The organism is Flavobacterium aquidurense (genome assembly GCF_001404985.1).
Taxonomy (GTDB): domain Bacteria; phylum Bacteroidota; class Bacteroidia; order Flavobacteriales; family Flavobacteriaceae; genus Flavobacterium; species Flavobacterium aquidurense_B.
In genome coordinates this window covers 368193-385971 of record NZ_JRLF01000009.1, presented here as the reverse complement: position 1 = coordinate 385971, position 17779 = coordinate 368193, and the positions used below count along the sequence as shown (strand labels likewise).

At 32.4% G+C, this 17779-nt stretch carries 19 protein-coding genes; all 19 read left to right on the top strand.

The window, feature by feature from the left end:
* Position 1 precedes the first annotated feature (1 nt).
* Complete coding sequence (locus RC62_RS07685) at positions 2 to 451, top strand: hypothetical protein (RefSeq protein WP_157472427.1); 450 nt, start codon at positions 2 to 4, stop codon at positions 449 to 451.
* Complete coding sequence (locus tag RC62_RS07680) at positions 448 to 705, top strand: hypothetical protein (RefSeq protein ID WP_055094182.1); 258 nt, start codon at positions 448 to 450, stop codon at positions 703 to 705. Before RC62_RS07685 ends, RC62_RS07680 begins: the two co-directional genes overlap by 4 nt.
* A 477-nt stretch (positions 706 to 1182) precedes the next feature.
* Positions 1183 to 1809: a hypothetical protein gene (locus tag RC62_RS07670; RefSeq protein WP_055094178.1), complete on the top strand. Its 627-nt coding sequence runs from the start codon at positions 1183 to 1185 to the stop codon at positions 1807 to 1809.
* A 177-nt stretch (positions 1810 to 1986) separates the two neighbouring features.
* The gene (locus RC62_RS07665) at positions 1987 to 2859 is read left to right on the top strand and encodes a polymorphic toxin type 23 domain-containing protein (RefSeq protein ID WP_055094176.1); all 873 of its coding nucleotides are present in this window, start codon (positions 1987 to 1989) and stop codon (positions 2857 to 2859) included.
* Between the two features lie 98 nt (positions 2860 to 2957).
* On the top strand, positions 2958 to 3368 hold the full coding sequence (locus tag RC62_RS07660; RefSeq protein WP_157472421.1) for a hypothetical protein: 411 nt from the start codon (positions 2958 to 2960) through the stop codon (positions 3366 to 3368).
* A gap of 125 nt (positions 3369 to 3493) precedes the next feature.
* Positions 3494 to 3727, top strand: coding sequence for a hypothetical protein (locus RC62_RS07655; RefSeq protein WP_055094173.1), 234 nt, complete (start codon positions 3494 to 3496; stop codon positions 3725 to 3727).
* A 153-nt stretch (positions 3728 to 3880) separates the two neighbouring features.
* The gene (locus RC62_RS07650) at positions 3881 to 4279 is read left to right on the top strand and encodes a hypothetical protein (RefSeq protein WP_157472418.1); all 399 of its coding nucleotides are present in this window, start codon (positions 3881 to 3883) and stop codon (positions 4277 to 4279) included.
* A 711-nt stretch (positions 4280 to 4990) separates the two neighbouring features.
* A complete protein-coding gene (locus RC62_RS07645; RefSeq protein WP_157472415.1) occupies positions 4991 to 5875 on the top strand; it encodes a tail fiber protein in 885 nt (294 codons plus the stop codon).
* Positions 5876 to 6215: 340 nt separating this feature from the next.
* Positions 6216 to 9008 (top strand): TonB-dependent receptor, encoded by a 2793-nt coding sequence (locus tag RC62_RS07640; RefSeq protein ID WP_055094167.1) that lies wholly within the window; start codon positions 6216 to 6218, stop codon positions 9006 to 9008.
* A 102-nt stretch (positions 9009 to 9110) separates the two neighbouring features.
* Positions 9111 to 10664: a G-D-S-L family lipolytic protein gene (locus RC62_RS07635; RefSeq protein ID WP_316932853.1), complete on the top strand. Its 1554-nt coding sequence runs from the start codon at positions 9111 to 9113 to the stop codon at positions 10662 to 10664.
* A gap of 232 nt (positions 10665 to 10896) precedes the next feature.
* Positions 10897 to 12408: a F0F1 ATP synthase subunit beta gene (gene atpD / locus RC62_RS07630; protein WP_047777068.1), complete on the top strand. Its 1512-nt coding sequence runs from the start codon at positions 10897 to 10899 to the stop codon at positions 12406 to 12408.
* Between the two features lie 70 nt (positions 12409 to 12478).
* A complete protein-coding gene (locus RC62_RS07625; RefSeq protein WP_055094163.1) occupies positions 12479 to 12760 on the top strand; it encodes a F0F1 ATP synthase subunit epsilon in 282 nt (93 codons plus the stop codon).
* A gap of 65 nt (positions 12761 to 12825) precedes the next feature.
* Positions 12826 to 13341 (top strand): hypothetical protein, encoded by a 516-nt coding sequence (locus RC62_RS07620; protein ID WP_055094162.1) that lies wholly within the window; start codon positions 12826 to 12828, stop codon positions 13339 to 13341.
* Between the two features lie 163 nt (positions 13342 to 13504).
* Positions 13505 to 14143, top strand: a complete 639-nt coding sequence (locus RC62_RS07615) for an NAD(P)-dependent oxidoreductase (protein WP_055094160.1) — start codon at positions 13505 to 13507, stop codon at positions 14141 to 14143.
* Between the two features lie 78 nt (positions 14144 to 14221).
* On the top strand, positions 14222 to 15358 hold the full coding sequence (locus RC62_RS07610; RefSeq protein ID WP_055094158.1) for an aminotransferase class I/II-fold pyridoxal phosphate-dependent enzyme: 1137 nt from the start codon (positions 14222 to 14224) through the stop codon (positions 15356 to 15358).
* Positions 15359 to 15545: 187 nt separating this feature from the next.
* On the top strand, positions 15546 to 15740 hold the full coding sequence (locus RC62_RS22850) for a hypothetical protein (protein ID WP_157472412.1): 195 nt from the start codon (positions 15546 to 15548) through the stop codon (positions 15738 to 15740).
* Positions 15741 to 15788: 48 nt separating this feature from the next.
* Positions 15789 to 16652 carry a TraB/GumN family protein gene (locus RC62_RS07605; RefSeq protein WP_055094156.1) on the top strand — a complete coding sequence of 288 codons (864 nt, stop codon included), beginning with the start codon at positions 15789 to 15791 and terminating at the stop codon, positions 16650 to 16652.
* A gap of 7 nt (positions 16653 to 16659) precedes the next feature.
* Positions 16660 to 17163, top strand: a complete 504-nt coding sequence (locus RC62_RS07600) for an RNA polymerase sigma factor (protein ID WP_055094154.1) — start codon at positions 16660 to 16662, stop codon at positions 17161 to 17163.
* On the top strand, positions 17153 to 17770 hold the full coding sequence (locus tag RC62_RS07595; protein ID WP_055094152.1) for a hypothetical protein: 618 nt from the start codon (positions 17153 to 17155) through the stop codon (positions 17768 to 17770). The genes RC62_RS07600 and RC62_RS07595 overlap by 11 nt, the downstream gene beginning before the upstream one ends.
* Positions 17771 to 17779: the final 9 nt, after the last annotated feature.

The window sequence follows — 17779 nt, the reverse complement described above, 5'->3', positions numbered from 1 at the left end:
TATGAATGATAATATTTTTGGTTGTTTTATGAAAATTGGTTTTGACTCAAATAAAAATGAGCAAGACTTTATAAATTTAGATAAGGTGTTTACGCCATATATATGGGGAGATAGAGGGATTAGTAATAATTTAAAAAAGTTGAAACATGAAGATTATGGTAAAGATCTAATTCTTGGATTATTTCAATTTAACGTAGAGCCAACAGCCTTTGAATTGGAAAAACTTAAAGAAATAGAATCCTATAGAAAAAAGGAAAAATCTATTGGTATGCCGATAATTATTAATGATGAGAATTTCTTTAGTAAAAGTGAATCAGAGCGTTATGCCTTTTTAAAAGAATCTATTTTGCAAAAAATGGATTTGCTTTCAGAAGTCGTAAAAAAGAAAAAATTAGATACTAATATAGAGTTATTAAAATCTGATTTAAAAAATATTTTAATAACAATATGAAAACAGTATTGATAGAGATTTATTTAAGCAATAATCTGGAAAAATCAGATTTAGAATTTCGTCAAATTATCACAGGTACAATTGAGGAAAGGGGTTTAGGCGAAGTAGTTGAGGAAACTTCTGCATCAAATATGTTAGAAATCGTTATTGAAGTAGAAGAAAACAAAGAAATTACAGAAGATTTAGAGGGTTTACTGTTGTCTTTAGGATTTACGAATTTTAAAATACAAGATATTTTTATTGATGAAGAGTAATCTTCTGTAGAATATAATGTACTGGAAAATTAAATGAATTTAAAGATAATAAAATATTATATATAATAGAAAATGAAAAAGAAGTGTTCAAATTGTGAAGAAGAAAATGAAGGAAATTCAAAATATTGTAGAACCCGCTCTACGAAGTGTTCCTAATCAGTGCTGCGCGAATGTCTCTGACTTCGCTAAATATGATTATAGAAATGGGGTAAGTGAAAATTTAAATATCACATATTTTTTTAAAGAATATGATATAAATAAAGTTCTAAATTCTAAACCTAAACGAGTTTTTTTAAATAATTAGTAACGGATATGTTAGAAAAATTAAATTTGATTTATAAGAAATCATGCTATACAAGATCAAGCAATTCATAATTTAAAAATTGGACTATTGGATAAAAGACAAAGAGGTTTTGAAAATCAATCTTGGGATTGGAAAGGTTATAGTCAATATAGAACAGATAATATATTCACATCATGGTAAAGTTTTCAATAGTATTAATATTAATTGCGATAGTTTCATGTAATTCAGTTATTCATAATAAAAGTGACCTTATCGATCCCAAAATCGTGAGAAGTCAAATTGTGACATTAAAATTAAATGGCTTTTATTACTGTGAACTATCAAAATTAAATATTATCGATTCAAAAGCAATTATGACATTTCTTTTGTATGAAAATGGATATGTAATAAACGATGGAATATATTTTGGTAACTCTACTAACTATTGCACATCAGTTAATAATAATGAAAATTCAATCGCAAATTCAATAAATAAATATAAATCAAGGCTTAAACTACTTGGTAATGCTAAATTTAATTCTTGTAAGATTAAAAATGGAGATATTAATGGGAAAGGTTTATTTCTAATAAAAAATGATTCAATCATAATACAATATTTTAAAGCAGAATTGAAAAATGAAAAAAAAGATTCTTTTAACGATTACTTTTTATACGAATTAAAAGGAATTATCATTAATGATCAATCATTTCATTTAATGAAATTAAAAGATTATAGAAGAAATAAAGAATATGAAATAGATCAACTGTATAAATTTGAAAATGATGAAAATGTACCACGGATAGATAATCGATTTCTTTAATTGTTATTCTTGATATTTGAACCCTAGCTTTGCGAAGTCTCGTGACTATGTAGAGATAACGATGGGTTAAGATTTGAGAACTGTAAAAAGAATATTAGAATAGGTACGAAGTCGGGAGACTTCGCAAAGCAATAGTGGCTTTTAATTTACACTTCGAAGAGCTGAGGACAGTTTGGAATGTCAATATTAGGAGGTGCTGTTATTGGTGGCATAAGTGGTGGAATTAATCCTGTAAGTTTGACAGCAAGTGCAGTAGGAGAGGCGGTTGCTACCGGTTTTGTAGCGGCAATTCTGCCAGCATATGGAGTACAGGTTGGCGATTGGAGTTTTAATATCTCACCAGCGATTGCATTTGGAAATGTTTCAGGAATAGGAGCGAGTATATCAGCAAGTTATAGTAGTGGGGATTTTAGTTACTCAGCAGGTGTTGGTATTATGAGTAACAGTAATTATAATGGTTTTGGGAAAAATGGTTTAGAAATAAGAAAATCTATTCTTGTAGCTTATGATGATGGAAAAACTGGATTTAGTTTAGGTACTAATATCTGGAGTGGAAACGGTGGTATCGAAGAGTTTAAGCAAAGAACAGGAATGTTTGGTATTCATAGCGGAGATTTTAGGGCTATGTATGAAAATGATGGTGGACCAATTTTAAAAAAAGGTCTTGGTGATGCTGGGGATAGTTATAGAACGGCAGCTTTGAATTTGTCTATAGGAAAATTTACTGCTGGGTTTAATTTGTTTACTGGAAGAAGAAGCGAAGCAGATCAGTTAAATGAAACAAACAATTATGGTATTGCTTATAAAGATAGATTTGGCGTTTATCACAAAAATGCAGCTGTTAATGAGCAAGGAAATAAATATAGATTAGGAGCATTGACTGTTGGATATGGTGCATATAGAGTTGGAGTAAATAGCGAGCATGTGCGTCATGCTATACAGAATAGTGTTATCCACAGAATGATTGATGATAGAGAATTTATGAATACTTCTTGGGACTGGAAAGGATATGGTCAGTATAAAACATCTAATATATTTACATCATGGTAAAAAAAATATTAATTTTCAGTTTATTGTTGTTTTTAACAAATTGTTATTATCAGCGGACTAATTCTGGAAAAAAAAGATATACAATTAATTTGTATAAGATGAAACTAATAAATAATGATAATACAGTTAAAGTGGTTGACACAACAAAACTATATGAATTACAATCTGTTTTCAGCTTAACTGATAATAACTATCTAAATCCATTTAAGCGCAGATATTTGAAATTTTATAGAGGGAATAAAGTTGCTATGTTTTATTCTTTTAATATAGATGATATCGGTACTTTGGATCCTGAAAAAGCAGATATGGGATATTATAATTACAGTAATGGAAAAATTACGACACAAATATATTTTGAAAGTCCTCAAAGTGAAGGATATATTAAAGAAAAATATATAATAATTAAAAATGATGCAAACATAATCAAATTTAAAGGCAATAATTATATTGATGAATACAAAATTCTAGATTTACCCAAAGAGTTTTTAATTTATAAACCTGATTGGTAGGGCTATAGTCCCTAACTCTGCGAAGTCTCCTGACTTTGTAGCGACAAAGATTGGTTAAGATTTGAGAAGTGTAAAAGGAATATTGGAATAGGTACGAAGTCGGGAGACTTCGCACAGCGGGGAGTATGTTAGGTTTTAGCGCTATTGGCGGTGGACTAACAGGATTGAATGAATTTAAATCACAACCGTCATACATACCTCAAACACCATCTCCATTAATAAATTCCTTAGAGTTAAGACCAATAACTCCTTTGAATGTAAATCCTAGTTTAGTAATTCCAAAATTTATAATTCCAACACGAAATATTATTCCTCCTACTTCTTATGCTCCTAAGTTCAAGCCACAATTTAAAGGATAATTTATTTAAACATTATTTATTATGAAAGATTTTTTTAATCAAGAAAATCATACCAAAACAGTTGTAGTGATTTTTATATTTATAATCATATGTGTCATTTTTTATTTTGTAAAGAATTTTAAATCAATTGATAATCAGCTTAAAATTTTATTAATGATATTAATTGTAGGATTAGTAGCGGGTATTTGTTTAATTCGTGAACAAGATAAAAATGTTGAATTGTTAAAAAATAATTTTTATTTAACTACGGGGAGTATAGAGCAATATATTGTTACTAATCTTAAAGGAAAAGGAGATACAGGCAATTCCATAAAATATATTTACTCTGTTGATAATCATTTTTTTGTTCATTCTTATGGTGAGAACTATTATGTTGACATTCCAAATGATAAACCTGATTTAAGTCTTTTATATCTTGTTATTTACGAAAAGGTAAATCCTAAGAATAGTTTTATTCTTTTGAATTATCCTGTTAATTCGTCTCAGGATTTAGAGCGGTACAAAGATCTATTTAAGGATAAAATTCCTGACGATGCTATTAAACAAAATTAAATAAGTGTCCTGCGAATTTATAACTTCTAAAAGTCAGTTCTTCGAAGTTCCCTCATGAAAACGTATTGCTCTGCGAAGTCTCCTGATTTTGTAGCGACAAAGATTGGTTAATATTTAAGAACAGTAAAAAGATATTAGAATAGGTACGAAGTCGGGAGACTTCGCAAAGCAATAGTAGCTTTTAAGTTACACTGCGAAGAGTAGGGTACTTTATATTAAATAGAAATATAATACCACTTAATATTTCCATATCAATCCCAATAAGATAAAGTTCATTGTAAATGAACAGGAAATAATGCAAATAATACCAGTACACTTTTTATAATTCATAGATTGTGTTCAAGAGGTAAATCCTCACTTATCGATGTTTTTTCTCATCGATTACAATACCAAATTTCATAAATACCACCAAAAACTTTATTACTAACCACACTTTCTATTTGCAAAAAATGGAAGGTGGATTTTAAATTTAAAACTATGAAAATTAGAGATTTTTTTGATTTCCAGAACGGGCCAAAAACCACAATAAACCTATTGATTTTGATGTTGCTTTTTGGTTTCTATTTTTTTATAAAAAAATACCTGTTTTGAGAAGGATTTAATGAAATCTCTGTTATATGTGATTTTGAGGATGTGTTCAAAAATTAAAAAAATTGCTGGATTTTATTGCGTAGTGGTAGATCCTAATTAATATAATTAAAAATAAAAGAAATGAAAGCTAATAAAATAATAACTTTTGCAATTGCCTTAGTTTGTATAATGACAACGAAAGCGCAAACTTTAAACCCGACTAATTTTATAACAGTTCCTGGTGCTGCAGATGCTTTTAAGGGAGGATATACTTTTTCTTATGCAACAGCAGGAACACCGTGGAACGGTGCATTAATAAGTTTTGGAGGGTTAGATAATAGATACGACTGTCAAATTAGTGCTGATTACGGTCCGCATGGGGGTAATCGAATTTCTTTTAGAACTAAAAGTTCGGATTTTAATCCTGAAGGTACTTGGAATTCATGGAACGAATTAGCCACTCGCGGAGAAAATAATTTTGAAGGGATTCAAACATTCTATGGTGGTTTATCGGTTAGAAATTTATCAAATAGTAATAACAGTTCTGCTATAATGATTTCACATTCTATTGCAAATGGCAATCTTGTAACTTTTGGTACCTCTATTAGGTCAATCACGGAAAGTGAAGGTTCTAATATTTACGGAATGCAGTTTTTTACACAGGATTCGCATGGAACCGGTCAAACAGAAAAGGTGAGAATTCAGGGAAATGGTAATGTTGGTATCGGTACCACAAATCCGGACTCTAAACTTACAGTTGCTGGAAACATTCATGCCGGTGAAGTAAAAGTAACCGTAAATGCTGGACAAGTTCCAGATTATGTTTTTGCAAACGACTACAAATTAAAATCATTGCAGGAAGTTGAAAACTATATTAAACAAAATAATCATTTACCTGAAATACCATCAGCTCAGGAAATAGAGAAGAGTGGTTTGATGCTGGCAGAAATGAATATGAACTTGCTTAAGAAAATGGAAGAAATGACTTTATATATGATCGAACAAAACAAGAAATTATTGATTTGAAAAATCGATTAGAAAAAGTAGAGAATAAGTAAAAGTAACTATACGAAAAGATGAATGTTAAAAAAGCGAGATTGAGGTCTCGCTTTTTTTTATTGTCATATTTTTTTTCTTGAAGGTGTATTTTTATTAAATCCTCATTTTTTTAATTAAAAATAATATGTATGCATAGTATTAAGGGTTTTGAAACTTTGATATTTGATTTTAATTTAATAAATCTAATTGACGAATAGTTAAAATTGTAACGAAATTAATATAGAATATTGATTTTATTTAACATTTTTTTATTAATATCAAAATTATTTGTATTTTGGCTATATAAACTAACCAAAAACAAACCTAAATGAGAGTATATTTACTAATTATGTTGTTTTTCAGCGGAATATCCTTCGCTCAAAATACAATTACCGGTTCTGTTACTGATGGTAACAAACAATCTATTCCTGGTGCTAACGTAAGTGTTGTGGGAGAACGAAGCGGTACTTCAACCGACTTTGATGGTACATTTAAACTAAGCACTTCTGTAAAGTTACCCTTGACGATTAAAGTAACGGCAGTAGGGTTTGAATCTAAAACGATTAATGTAACGTCGACGAATCAAAAAGTAGATGTAGTTTTAAAAGATGAAGAAACTAAACTGGATGAAATTGTTGTTTCGGCTTCGAGGACTCCTGAAAGGGTAATTGAGTCGCCTGTTACTATTGAAAGAATGGGGATTCAGGAAATTAGAAATACTACCGCGCCAACTTTTTATGATGGTTTGGAAAATTTAAAAGAGGTAAATTTTAATACAAGTAGTATTTCGTTTAAATCTATTAATACGCGTGGTTTTGCTTCTGTGGCTAATACTCGTTTTATGCAATTAGTTGACGGAATGGATAATTCTTCTCCGGCATTAAACTTTGTGTTAGGAAATTTAATAGGGATCTCGGATATAGATGTAGCTAATGTGGAACTTTTGCCTGGTGCTTCTTCGGCACTTTACGGAGCAAATGCTTTTAATGGTATTATGTTTATGAATAGTAAAAGTCCTTTTACAAATGAAGGAATTAGTGTTTACTATAAATACGGTCAGACAACTCAAAAAGCTGCCGGAACAAATGATTATAATGATTTTGGAATTAGGGCTGCAAAAGCATTTACCAAACATTTTGCGTTAAAAGCTAATTTCACATATATGGAAGCAACAGAGTGGATTGCTGCCGATACCAGAAGTATGACAGGTGGTTCTATTGGACATGCAAATAATCAAAATTATGATGGATTAAATATTTATGGTGATGAGGTAACTACTTTTATCCCTAATGTGGGGCAAGTAAGCAGAACCGGTTATCGTGAACAAGATGTGACTGATAATAAAGTTAAAAACGTAAAAGCAGATTTCTCTGCTCATATCAGACCTTTTGCTGATGATACAGAAATTATCATGCAGTATAAAATTGGTTTGGGAAGTACAATTTATCAGGGAGCTAATAGATATGCTTTGAAGGATTTTATGATGCAACAAGGAAAAGTTGAAGTAAAAGGGAAAAACTTTTTTGCGAGAGTATATGCTACAGATGAAGATGCTGGAAATTCATATGATATGAGATTTGCTGCATGGAATGTTAACAGAGCTGCAAAATCAGATCAGGAGTGGTTTACTAATTATGCAACAGCTTATCAGTTATCTGGTGCTGTTATGGGTACAAACGCAAATGAATCTGCTGCAATCGCAAGAAATTTTGCAGATTATAATGTACTTCCTGCTCAAATTTCTTTTATTCCTAAACCTAAAGGTTCTGCAAGATTCGAACCAGGTTCTGCTCAATTTAATAATGCTCTTGCAACGGTTGTTTCTAATCCTGATTTAACTCAGGGGGCAAAATTTATTGATCATTCAAAATTATATCACTCTGATGTGAATTACAATTTCAGAGACATGATTAAATGGGCTGAGATTCAGGTTGGTGGTTCATGGAGAGAATATGTAATGGATTCTGAAGGAACTATTTTTACAGATTATGACGGTCCAATCAGTTATAGAGAATATGGAGCTTATGGTCAGTTGACTAAAAAATTCATGGACGACAGATTGAAATTTACAGGATCATTACGTTATGATAAAAGTCAAAACTTTGACGGTAATTTATCTCCAAGAGTTTCATTTGTTTATTCTGCCGGAGAATCTAAAAGACATAATTTCAGATTGTCTTATCAAACAGGTTTCCGTAACCCAACAACACAAGATCAATATATTGGTTTAGATTTAGGGCCATTTGCATTAATTGGTTCAGCTCCGGAAAATTTAGATCGTTTTCAGGAAACTGTTAATGTAAGTGCTGCAGGACAAACAGTCGCAGGTCAGCCTGCTACGATCGCAATGTCTGGTCAAAATGCGTATCACAATGCATATACAGTAGCTTCTGTTCAGGCATTTGCTGCATCAGCTAATCCTGCTGATCTTAAAGTAGCTAATATTGGATTGGTTAAACCGGAGCAGGTTCAGGCTTTTGAAGTAGGATATCGTTCAGTGGTTCAAAATGATTTGTCAATCGATTTGAATGCTTATTATAATATTTATAATGATTTCATGAATACGGCCAGAGTAATATCTCCTTATTATGGAACTGTAGGAACGGATGCAACAAATCCATCAGTACAACAAACATATCAGGCACTGGCTTTTGGAGATCGAAGAGTTTATCAGGTGTATACTAATACTACTGCTCAGGTTTCGTCACTAGGTTTTGGTGTTGGTTTGTCTAAAAAAGTATATAAAGATTTTGAAGTAGGTGCAAATTATAACTATGCGCAGTTTGATTTTAATCAGGCAGACGATCCAAGTTTTATAGCAGGTTTTAATACGCCAAAACATAGAATTAAAGCATCTCTTGGAAATGCTAAAGTGATTAAAAATTTAGGTTTTAATATTAATGTAAGATGGAATACAGAATATTTATGGCAATCTTCTTTTGGAGATGGAATTGTTCCGGAAAACACAGTGCTTGATGCTCAGATAAATTATGCTTTGACAAAATGGAAATCAGTTTTTAAAGTTGGGGCAACAAACCTTTTCGGATCAGATTATATCCAGGTAATTGGGGCAGGAGCAATTGGTCAGCAATGGTTTGTTTCCTGGACAATTAATCCGTAATTATAAAAGTAGTGAGATGAAGCAGGTTTCTTTCTTTTTGTTTTTTAAATAAATAAAGTGGAAAGACGTAATAATTTTAAACTTAATAAGATGATAAAAAATATGAAATGGCTATTATTGGTTTCTTTAACCTTTATGGCATGTAATAATGATGATAGTAATGATACTCCTGCCGAAGTTCCGGTTGTTCCAGGATCAGCAGTTTTTACAAAATACATAGCACTTGGAGATTCGTTTGCTGCCGGTTATAGTGATGGTGCTTTGTTTGCAAAAGGACAGAGTAATTCATATGCCAATATCTTATCGCAGCAATTTGCAGCGGCAGGTGGCGGAGCTTTTACAACGCCTTTAATGCTGGATAATACCGGAGGGTTTTCTTCCGGAGGTGTGCAAGTGGCTAAATTTCCAACAAGATTAATCTTTAATCCGGCTACAAGTGCTCCTGTGAATATTCCGGGGGTTTCCGGAACTGCAATAACCGCGCATTTAACGGGAACTTTTAGTAATATGGGAATTCCTGGTGCAAAAAGTTTTCACTTAATTGCACCCGGATATGGAAATCTTGCCGGGGTTTTTGCAACTCCTGCTACAGCAAATCCTTATTTTGCACGTTTTTCTTCTTCGCCTACGACTAGTGTTCTGGCTGATGCTGTAGCGCAGGCTCCTACATTCTTTTCTTTGTTTATTGGAGGAAATGATGTTTTGGGTTATGCTACAAACGGAGGAGTGCCTACTTCTCAGGATCCTGTTTTGGGAGACGATATAACCCCAACAGCAACTTTTAATTTTGCATACAATACATTGGTTACTACCTTGACTGCAAATGGTGCAAAAGGGGTAGTTGCAAATTTGCCTTACATTACAACTTTGCCGCATTTTACAACAGTTCCTTATAATCCGCTTACGGCAAAATCAATTGGAAAAGATAATGAAACAGTTGGTCTGGCAACTATTAAGTTGCTTAATGCGCAATTATATGGTCCGCTAAAACAAGCTTTAACTGCTTTTGGTGCGGGAGACAGAATTAATTTATTGTCTGAAACGTCTACAAGTCCTGTGTTGATAAAAGATGAAACACTGCCTAATTTGTCTGCACAGTTAGCAGCAGCATTTACCCCAACACTGGGAGCACAGACTGCAGCTTTTTATGGGGCAATATTTGGTCAGGCAAGACAGGCCAAAGCTACAGATTTGTTATTGTTAACGACCAGAGCTGCTATTGGTACAGCGCCAACTGCTCTTGATTCTGGTGTAGGAATTGCACCTCCATATCCATTAAATGCATTTGGAGTATCATTTCCATTACAAGATAAACATGTGTTGATTCCATCTGAGATTGCTGAAATTAAAGTAGCAACAGATGCTTATAATGTCATAATTGCCGCCGCCGCAGAGGCAAAAGGATTGGCTTTTGTTGATACAAGAAGTGTATTGACGCAGTTGTCCAGCGGAGGAATTCGTTTTGGTAATTTTACAATGACTTCTTCTTATGCTGTTGGTGGGGCTTTTTCTTTGGATGGTATACATCCAAGTCCAAGAGGTTACGGTTTAATTGCAAATATATTTATAGATGCTATTAATGCAAAATACGGCTCAACGTTACGTTATGTAGATTTGGCTTTATATCCAATTCAATATGGTGCAACGATAAAATAATGCCAATTTTTTTAGTAAGAAAGTCACTCATTTGCAAAATGTAGTGGCTTTTTTTATTTTTGTAAAAAAATGCTTTTTTCGGTATTTGAAGCCTGACTTTTAGGAATCAAACAAAATAATAGTATTTTTTATAAAAAAAAATTGATTTTATATTTTAAAAAATTATCTTTGCGCTCTGAAAAAAGAGGTATTTTCGATAAACCTAAATAGCTATTTAATAAATACATAAGTAATGTCAAAAGTAATAGGAAAAGTTGCTCAAATCATTGGACCAGTAGTTGACGTAGTTTTCAACGGTAAGGATGTTGAACTTCCAAAAATTTATGATTCACTAGAAATCACTAAAAAAGACGGAACATTATTAGTTCTAGAAGTGCAATCTCACATTGGAGAAAACACTGTTCGTACCATTTCTATGGACTCTACAGACGGTTTGTCTAGAGGATATGAAGTAGTTGGAACTGGTAATCCAATCCAAATGCCAATCGGTCCAGATGTATATGGAAGATTATTTAATGTAATTGGAGATGCAATTGATGGTTTAGGAAACTTGCCAAAAACAGGAGAAAACGGTTTGTCTATTCACAGACAAGCACCTAAATTCGAAGATTTATCAACTTCATCTGAAGTTTTATTCACAGGTATTAAAGTAATCGATTTGATTGAGCCTTATGCAAAAGGTGGTAAAATTGGATTGTTTGGTGGTGCTGGTGTTGGTAAAACTGTATTGATTCAGGAGTTGATCAACAATATCGCAAAAGGTCACGGTGGACTTTCTGTATTCGCAGGAGTAGGAGAAAGAACACGTGAAGGAAATGACTTGCTTCGTGAGATGTTAGAGTCAGGAATTATTAAATACGGGGATGATTTCATGCACTCTATGGAAAATGGAGGATGGGATTTATCTAAAGTAGATATGCCAGGAATGAGAGAGTCTAAAGCTACTTTCGTTTTCGGACAAATGAATGAGCCTCCTGGAGCTCGTGCACGTGTGGCACTTTCAGGATTATCTATCGCTGAGTATTTCCGTGATGGAGCTGGAACTGATCAAGGTAAAGACGTATTGTTTTTCGTTGATAACATCTTCCGTTTTACACAAGCAGGTTCTGAGGTATCAGCACTTTTAGGACGTATGCCTTCTGCAGTAGGATATCAGCCAACTCTAGCAACAGAGATGGGAGCAATGCAAGAGCGTATTACATCTACAAACAAAGGATCTATTACATCTGTACAAGCGGTTTACGTTCCTGCGGATGATTTAACTGACCCGGCACCGGCAACAACATTTGCTCACTTAGATGCTACAACTGTATTGTCTCGTAAAATTGCTGAGTTAGGTATTTATCCAGCGGTTGACCCGTTAGATTCTACTTCAAGAATTTTGACTCCTCAAATCTTAGGAAATGAGCATTACGACTGTGCACAAAGAGTAAAAGAGATTCTTCAAAAATACAAACAATTGCAGGATATTATCGCGATTCTTGGTATGGAAGAGTTATCTGAAGAAGATAAATTATCAGTATCAAGAGCACGTCGTGTTCAACGTTTCTTGTCTCAACCTTTCCACGTAGCGGAGCAATTTACAGGTATTCCTGGAGTTTTGGTTGACATTAAAGATACTATCAAAGGATTCAACATGATTATCGACGGTGAGTTAGATCATCTTCCTGAAGCAGCTTTCAACTTAAAAGGTTCTATTCAGGATGCTATCGAAGCTGGAGAAAAAATGTTAGCTGAAGCATAATCTAGTTCTCAGTATTCTGTCGCAGTATTCAGTACTGAGACTCTTAACTGAGACTGTTAACTAAAAAAATATGATTTTAGAAATAGTATCACCAGAGGCAAAATTATTTTCAGGAGAAGTAACATCTGTTACATTGCCTGGAGTTGATGGAAGCTTTCAAATATTGAATAATCACGCTCCTATTGTTTCTATTCTGGAAAAAGGAACTGTAAAAATTGCAGCGCCAAGTTTTAATTTTTCTAAAGACGTAGCGAGTAAATTCACGAGAGTAAACGACCAGACTTATACATTAGAGATTCAGTCAGGTACTATCGAGATGAAAGACAATAAAGTAATTGTTTTAGTTGACTAAGACAATTTTAAAATAATTTTTAAAAGCCATTCGCTGCGGTGAATGGCTTTTTTTATTTTTGAAAAATGAAAAATCCTCAGCAATATAAATTAGTTTACAGTTCAGATCGACCTTTCTGGCATTTTTTGATTTCTATTCCCCTGTATTTTTTTATGTTTCATACAATATGTAAAACAGTTGAATTGTTTTATTATGGAAGAATTTGGCATGCGGTATACTTTATCACTGCTGTCTTTTTTTTATTTGTTTGTGCTGCAGGAGTAACATTTACGAAGAGAGTTTACACTGATTTAAAAGACAAAAAAGTTCGCTTTAATTTTACATTATTTGGAATTCCTTTGTGTAAAGACACCGTATTTGAGGATGTTAAATATGTTTCGGTTTACAAAAATCACACAGACAGGGATTTTGAAGTAAATATTTATCTCACAGAAACTAAAAAGAAACCCATTTCGGTATATTTAGATTCAAAACAGGCTTTCAAACTGGCAACGAGTATTGCAGCCGGATTAGAGGTTGATTTACTCGATGCAACAGAAAAAGGAAATTTTATCTGGGTAGAAAAAGAAAAACTGAAATAAACAGAAGTCGATAATCAAATCTGTCTTTTTATTTTTACATTTGAACTATTAGAATCTCTTTATAAAATATTGATTATTTATAAAAGCTCAGTAAGCTTTTATTATTTCGTTTTATCAGCTTGATAAAACGCAATTAATTATGTCAAATTTTATAAAGTAATATATGAAAAATATAAAAAAAGTTGCTGTTTTAGGCGGTGGCGGAAGAACTGGAAATTATCTTGTAAACCAGTTATTAAAAGAAGGATTCAGCATAAAACTTCTGCTGCGAAATCCGGAGAATTTTACCATTAAAAGTTCACAAATCGAAATTATCAAAGGTGATGCCCTGGAGATTGAATCCATAAAAGTATTACTAGAGGATTGTCAGGCTGTAATTAGCACGGTTGGTCAGCGAAAAGAGGAACCTCTTGTTGCAAGTTCAGCCACCAACAATATTTTGAAAATAATGAACAATTACAAAATTGAACGTTATGTTTTATTGGCTGGGTTAAACATTGATACGCCATTTGATAAAAAAAGTCCCAAAACTACTTCGGCTACAGAATGGATGAAAACAAACTTTCCTGTAATTCAGGAAGACCGTCAAAAAACATATGATCTTTTGGTCGAAAGTGATGTCAATTGGACTCAGGTTCGGGTTCCGTTTATTGAATTTAATGATATGAGTTCTCAGATTTCAGTAAGTTTAGAGGATTGCTTGGGCGATAAAATCAGTGCAATTGATATTGCTAAATTTATGATTCAGGAAATGTCTGAGTCTAAATTTAGCAGAGAATCACCTTTTATAAGCTCGATTTAGAAAGTAAATTAAAAACAGCGGGTATTATCAAACCCGCTGTTTATTTAATATCAACTTCAATTTCATAACTTTGTTTTTATGAAATTACCGGAAAACCTTATTCAGAAGCTTGAAAACCGAAAGCAAAATAATTCATTAAGACAATTGCCAAGTTTTAATAACCTTGTTGATTTTTCGTCTAATGATTATATTGGATTTTCTAGGTCAGAAACGATTTTCAGATTATCACACCATTATTTAATAGAAAATGATATTATACAAAATGGTGCAACAGGTTCTCGTTTAATTTCGGGCAATCATGCCGCATATCAAATTGCAGAAACGTTTATTGCGCAATTTCATGAGGCTGAATCGGCTTTAATATTTAATTCGGGTTACGATGCCAATGTTGGTTTTTTTAGCGCTGTACCGCAGCGTAATGATGTTATACTTTATGATGAATTAAGTCATGCATCTATTCGCGACGGAATCATAATGTCTAATGCCAAATCGTATAAATTCAATCACAATGATTTTGAAGATCTGGAGCATCTTATCCTGAAATTTCCGGATACGAATATTTATATTGTTACTGAAACCGTTTTTTCGATGGATGGTGATAGTCCAAATCTGGAAGAATTAGTAGAGTTGTCTGAAAAATACAATTGCTATTTAGTCGTTGACGAAGCTCATACTTTAGGTGTTTTTGGAGAAAAAGGCGAAGGTTTAGCACAATACCTTCAAATACATAACAGGATCTTTGCCAGAATCATGACTTTTGGGAAAGGTTTAGGGTGCCACGGTTCCGTAATTTTAGGAAGTATAGATCTTAAGGAATATTTAGTAAACTTTGCCAGAAGTTTTATTTATACAACAGGATTATCACCACATTCAGTTGCTACAATCCTGGTAGCATATCAGCAATTAGAAGTTGAAAAACAAACTATCGAAAAATTGCGTCAAAATATTATCTTGTTTAATCAACAGAAAAATTTATTAGGACTGAAACCAATGTTTGTTCGAAGCAAATCAGCAATACAATCAGCGATAGTTCCAGGAAACGAAAACGTAAAGCGATTAGCACAACAATTGCAAGACAAAGGTTTTGATGTAAAAGCAATTCTTTCGCCAACAGTTCCGGAAGGTCAGGAGCGTTTGCGTTTTTGCATCCATAGTTATAACTCTGAAGATGAAATTAACCAAATATTAGAATTGTTAAGGGATTTTGTGTTTTAAGATTTAACATTGTCTCACAGAGTATAATCCCGTTCCAATTATCCAGCCTTCGACTCCGCCCCAAGATGACACTTAGATCTTTTGAAGGACCTTATTTTTATAGGTTTTCTAAAAAACTTTAATTTTTTTTGTAACGTTTTGACTGTTTGATTACTTACGAGTCGTAATCAAATAAACCAAAATAATTATGAAAACTATAATCACTTCAATTAAAAGAATCATTTGTAATGTATTGCTTTTTTTAACCTCATTGCAAGTAACCTATTCATTGGTAAACCATCATCTATACGGTAAACCTTATCCCCATCTTTTTATTATAATTGTTTGTTTGCTTGTGGCGACTTTCGCTTCGATAAAAAAAGAACAATACAGTAAAAAATAGAGGAGTTTTAATTATCAAATCAATCTATAACATTAATCAATCTACAAAATGAAAAATTTATTTAAAGCAACAGTAATCGTAATCGTTTTAATTTTTAGTACAACGACTCAGGCACAAACAAACTCACCAAAACTAGAGAATTCACTTTTATGGGAAGTATCAGGAAACGGATTATCAAAGCCTACTTATTTATATGGAACGATACATATGATTTGTTCAGGAGATTATTTTCTTTCGGAAAAAACAAAAAAAGCATTTGATGTATCTGAGAAATTAATTTTAGAAGTTAATCTTGATGATCCAACGCAAATGACTGATATGCAGCAAATGGTAATGGGAAAAGAACCTTTAAGTAAAAGTTTAACTCCGGAACAATTGACTAAATTAGATGCGATATTGAAAAAATCCGGCGGAATAACCCTTCAGCAAGTTGATTCTTTTAGTTTAATGAGTGTTATGAGTTTGATCTTATCAAAAAGTTTTGAATGTAGCGATATGAAGTTTTATGAAATGGATTTTATAGCAAGTGCAAAGAAACGTAAGGAACAAATTGGGGGATTAGAAACCGTAAAATCTCAATTTAAATCGTTTGAAAATGCTTATTCTGTAAATGAAATGATTGCAATGCTGGAGGAATCTGATACAGAATTATCGAAAGATATGGTTGTGGCTTACAAACAAGAAAAATTAGAAGATTTATATGAAATTATAACAGCCGAAAAAGTAATGAACGATAAAGCAAAAAAATATATGCTTTATGAGAGAAATATAAATTGGGCAAAAATTTTGCCTGAAATGATGAAAAATGAAAGCTTATTTGTGGCAGTTGGATCGGCACATTTAGCGGGTGATTTAGGATTAATTAATTTACTGAGAAAAGCAGGATACATAGTAAAACCAGTAACGAAATAGTATCGTTTTGAAAGAGAAAGAACAAGAATTTTTAAAAAGGATCGAAAGTCATAAAGGAATTTTATACAAGGTTTCTAAAATGTACATGGATAATCCTGATGATCAGCAAGATTTGTTTCAGGAGATTATTTGTCAGCTTTGGAAATCGTATGATTCTTTTAGAAACGAAAGTCAGTTTTCGACCTGGATGTATCGTGTTGCAGTAAATACAGCAATTGTTTTTTTAAGAAAAGAAAAACGAAAAGTAGATAAATATGAAATAGCTTCTGAAAATATCAAAGACGATGAAAGCGATTCTAATATCAAAGAAAGTCAGATCGATCATTTTTATAAAGCTGTTCAGAAATTGGAGAAAATAGATAAGGCAATTATTTTCTATCAGTTAGAAGGCTTTTCTCACAAAGAAATAGGAGAAAACCTGGGAATATCAGAAGGAAATGCAAGAGTAAAATTAAACAGGGCAAAAGAAAAATTAAAAGAAATAATTAAAAATCAAGGATATGGATTTTAACGATATACAAAACGCATGGAACAACGAAAAGACAGATAATATTATTGTTCCGGATAATTTGTCAAAAATACAATCAGCGAATATGCCATTGGATAAGATTAGAAAAAATTTACGTAAAGAGCTTTTCGGACAGATTTTAGCTTTGTTAGTTATAGGTTTTTTGCCATTACATAGTGAGTTTCCGTCAAGATTAACAGGCCCTTATTATTTTATATATGGAATAATCATCGCAATAAGTATTTATTATCTGGCACAACTCTTTCTATTTTACAAGAGATTGGATAAAGCTGCATTGACTACCAAAGACAGTTTATATGAAACCTATTATGATATTAGGCTTAATATGCAGCTTTATAAAACCTTTACCTTTGTACTGGCTCCTTTTTTGATGATTTATCTGGCAGGCTATTTATTTTTTAAAAATCATGAGTCAATAGAAATTTTGAATGGAAATTTTGAAAACGGAAAATTACTTGTAAAAGTTGCTATTTTAGTGATAACAATATTACTGATTGGTGTGTTTACAGAATGGTGGGTGAGTTTTTATTATGGAAAATATGCCAGAGAAATCAAGAAAGTAATTGATGAACTAAAAGAAGAAAAATAAAAAATAATC

What these genes read in the sequence shown, in the direction of transcription:
- atpD (WP_047777068.1), top strand. Translation starts at nt 10,897, where the DNA reads ATGTCAAAAGTAATAGGAAAAGTTGCTCAAATCATTGGACCAGTAGTT.
- RC62_RS07650 (WP_157472418.1), top strand. Translation starts at nt 3,881, where the DNA reads ATGATATTAATTGTAGGATTAGTAGCGGGTATTTGTTTAATTCGTGAA.
- RC62_RS07665 (WP_055094176.1), top strand. Translation starts at nt 1,987, where the DNA reads ATGTCAATATTAGGAGGTGCTGTTATTGGTGGCATAAGTGGTGGAATT.
- RC62_RS07615 (WP_055094160.1), top strand. Translation starts at nt 13,505, where the DNA reads ATGAAAAATATAAAAAAAGTTGCTGTTTTAGGCGGTGGCGGAAGAACT.
- RC62_RS07655 (WP_055094173.1), top strand. Translation starts at nt 3,494, where the DNA reads ATGTTAGGTTTTAGCGCTATTGGCGGTGGACTAACAGGATTGAATGAA.
- RC62_RS07640 (WP_055094167.1), top strand. Translation starts at nt 6,216, where the DNA reads ATGAGAGTATATTTACTAATTATGTTGTTTTTCAGCGGAATATCCTTC.
- RC62_RS07620 (WP_055094162.1), top strand. Translation starts at nt 12,826, where the DNA reads ATGAAAAATCCTCAGCAATATAAATTAGTTTACAGTTCAGATCGACCT.
- RC62_RS07645 (WP_157472415.1), top strand. Translation starts at nt 4,991, where the DNA reads ATGAAAGCTAATAAAATAATAACTTTTGCAATTGCCTTAGTTTGTATA.
- RC62_RS07595 (WP_055094152.1), top strand. Translation starts at nt 17,153, where the DNA reads ATGGATTTTAACGATATACAAAACGCATGGAACAACGAAAAGACAGAT.
- RC62_RS07680 (WP_055094182.1), top strand. Translation starts at nt 448, where the DNA reads ATGAAAACAGTATTGATAGAGATTTATTTAAGCAATAATCTGGAAAAA.
- RC62_RS07605 (WP_055094156.1), top strand. Translation starts at nt 15,789, where the DNA reads ATGAAAAATTTATTTAAAGCAACAGTAATCGTAATCGTTTTAATTTTT.
- RC62_RS07685 (WP_157472427.1), top strand. Translation starts at nt 2, where the DNA reads ATGAATGATAATATTTTTGGTTGTTTTATGAAAATTGGTTTTGACTCA.
- RC62_RS22850 (WP_157472412.1), top strand. Translation starts at nt 15,546, where the DNA reads ATGAAAACTATAATCACTTCAATTAAAAGAATCATTTGTAATGTATTG.
- RC62_RS07625 (WP_055094163.1), top strand. Translation starts at nt 12,479, where the DNA reads ATGATTTTAGAAATAGTATCACCAGAGGCAAAATTATTTTCAGGAGAA.
- RC62_RS07660 (WP_157472421.1), top strand. Translation starts at nt 2,958, where the DNA reads ATGAAACTAATAAATAATGATAATACAGTTAAAGTGGTTGACACAACA.
- RC62_RS07635 (WP_316932853.1), top strand. Translation starts at nt 9,111, where the DNA reads ATGAAATGGCTATTATTGGTTTCTTTAACCTTTATGGCATGTAATAAT.
- RC62_RS07610 (WP_055094158.1), top strand. Translation starts at nt 14,222, where the DNA reads ATGAAATTACCGGAAAACCTTATTCAGAAGCTTGAAAACCGAAAGCAA.
- RC62_RS07670 (WP_055094178.1), top strand. Translation starts at nt 1,183, where the DNA reads ATGGTAAAGTTTTCAATAGTATTAATATTAATTGCGATAGTTTCATGT.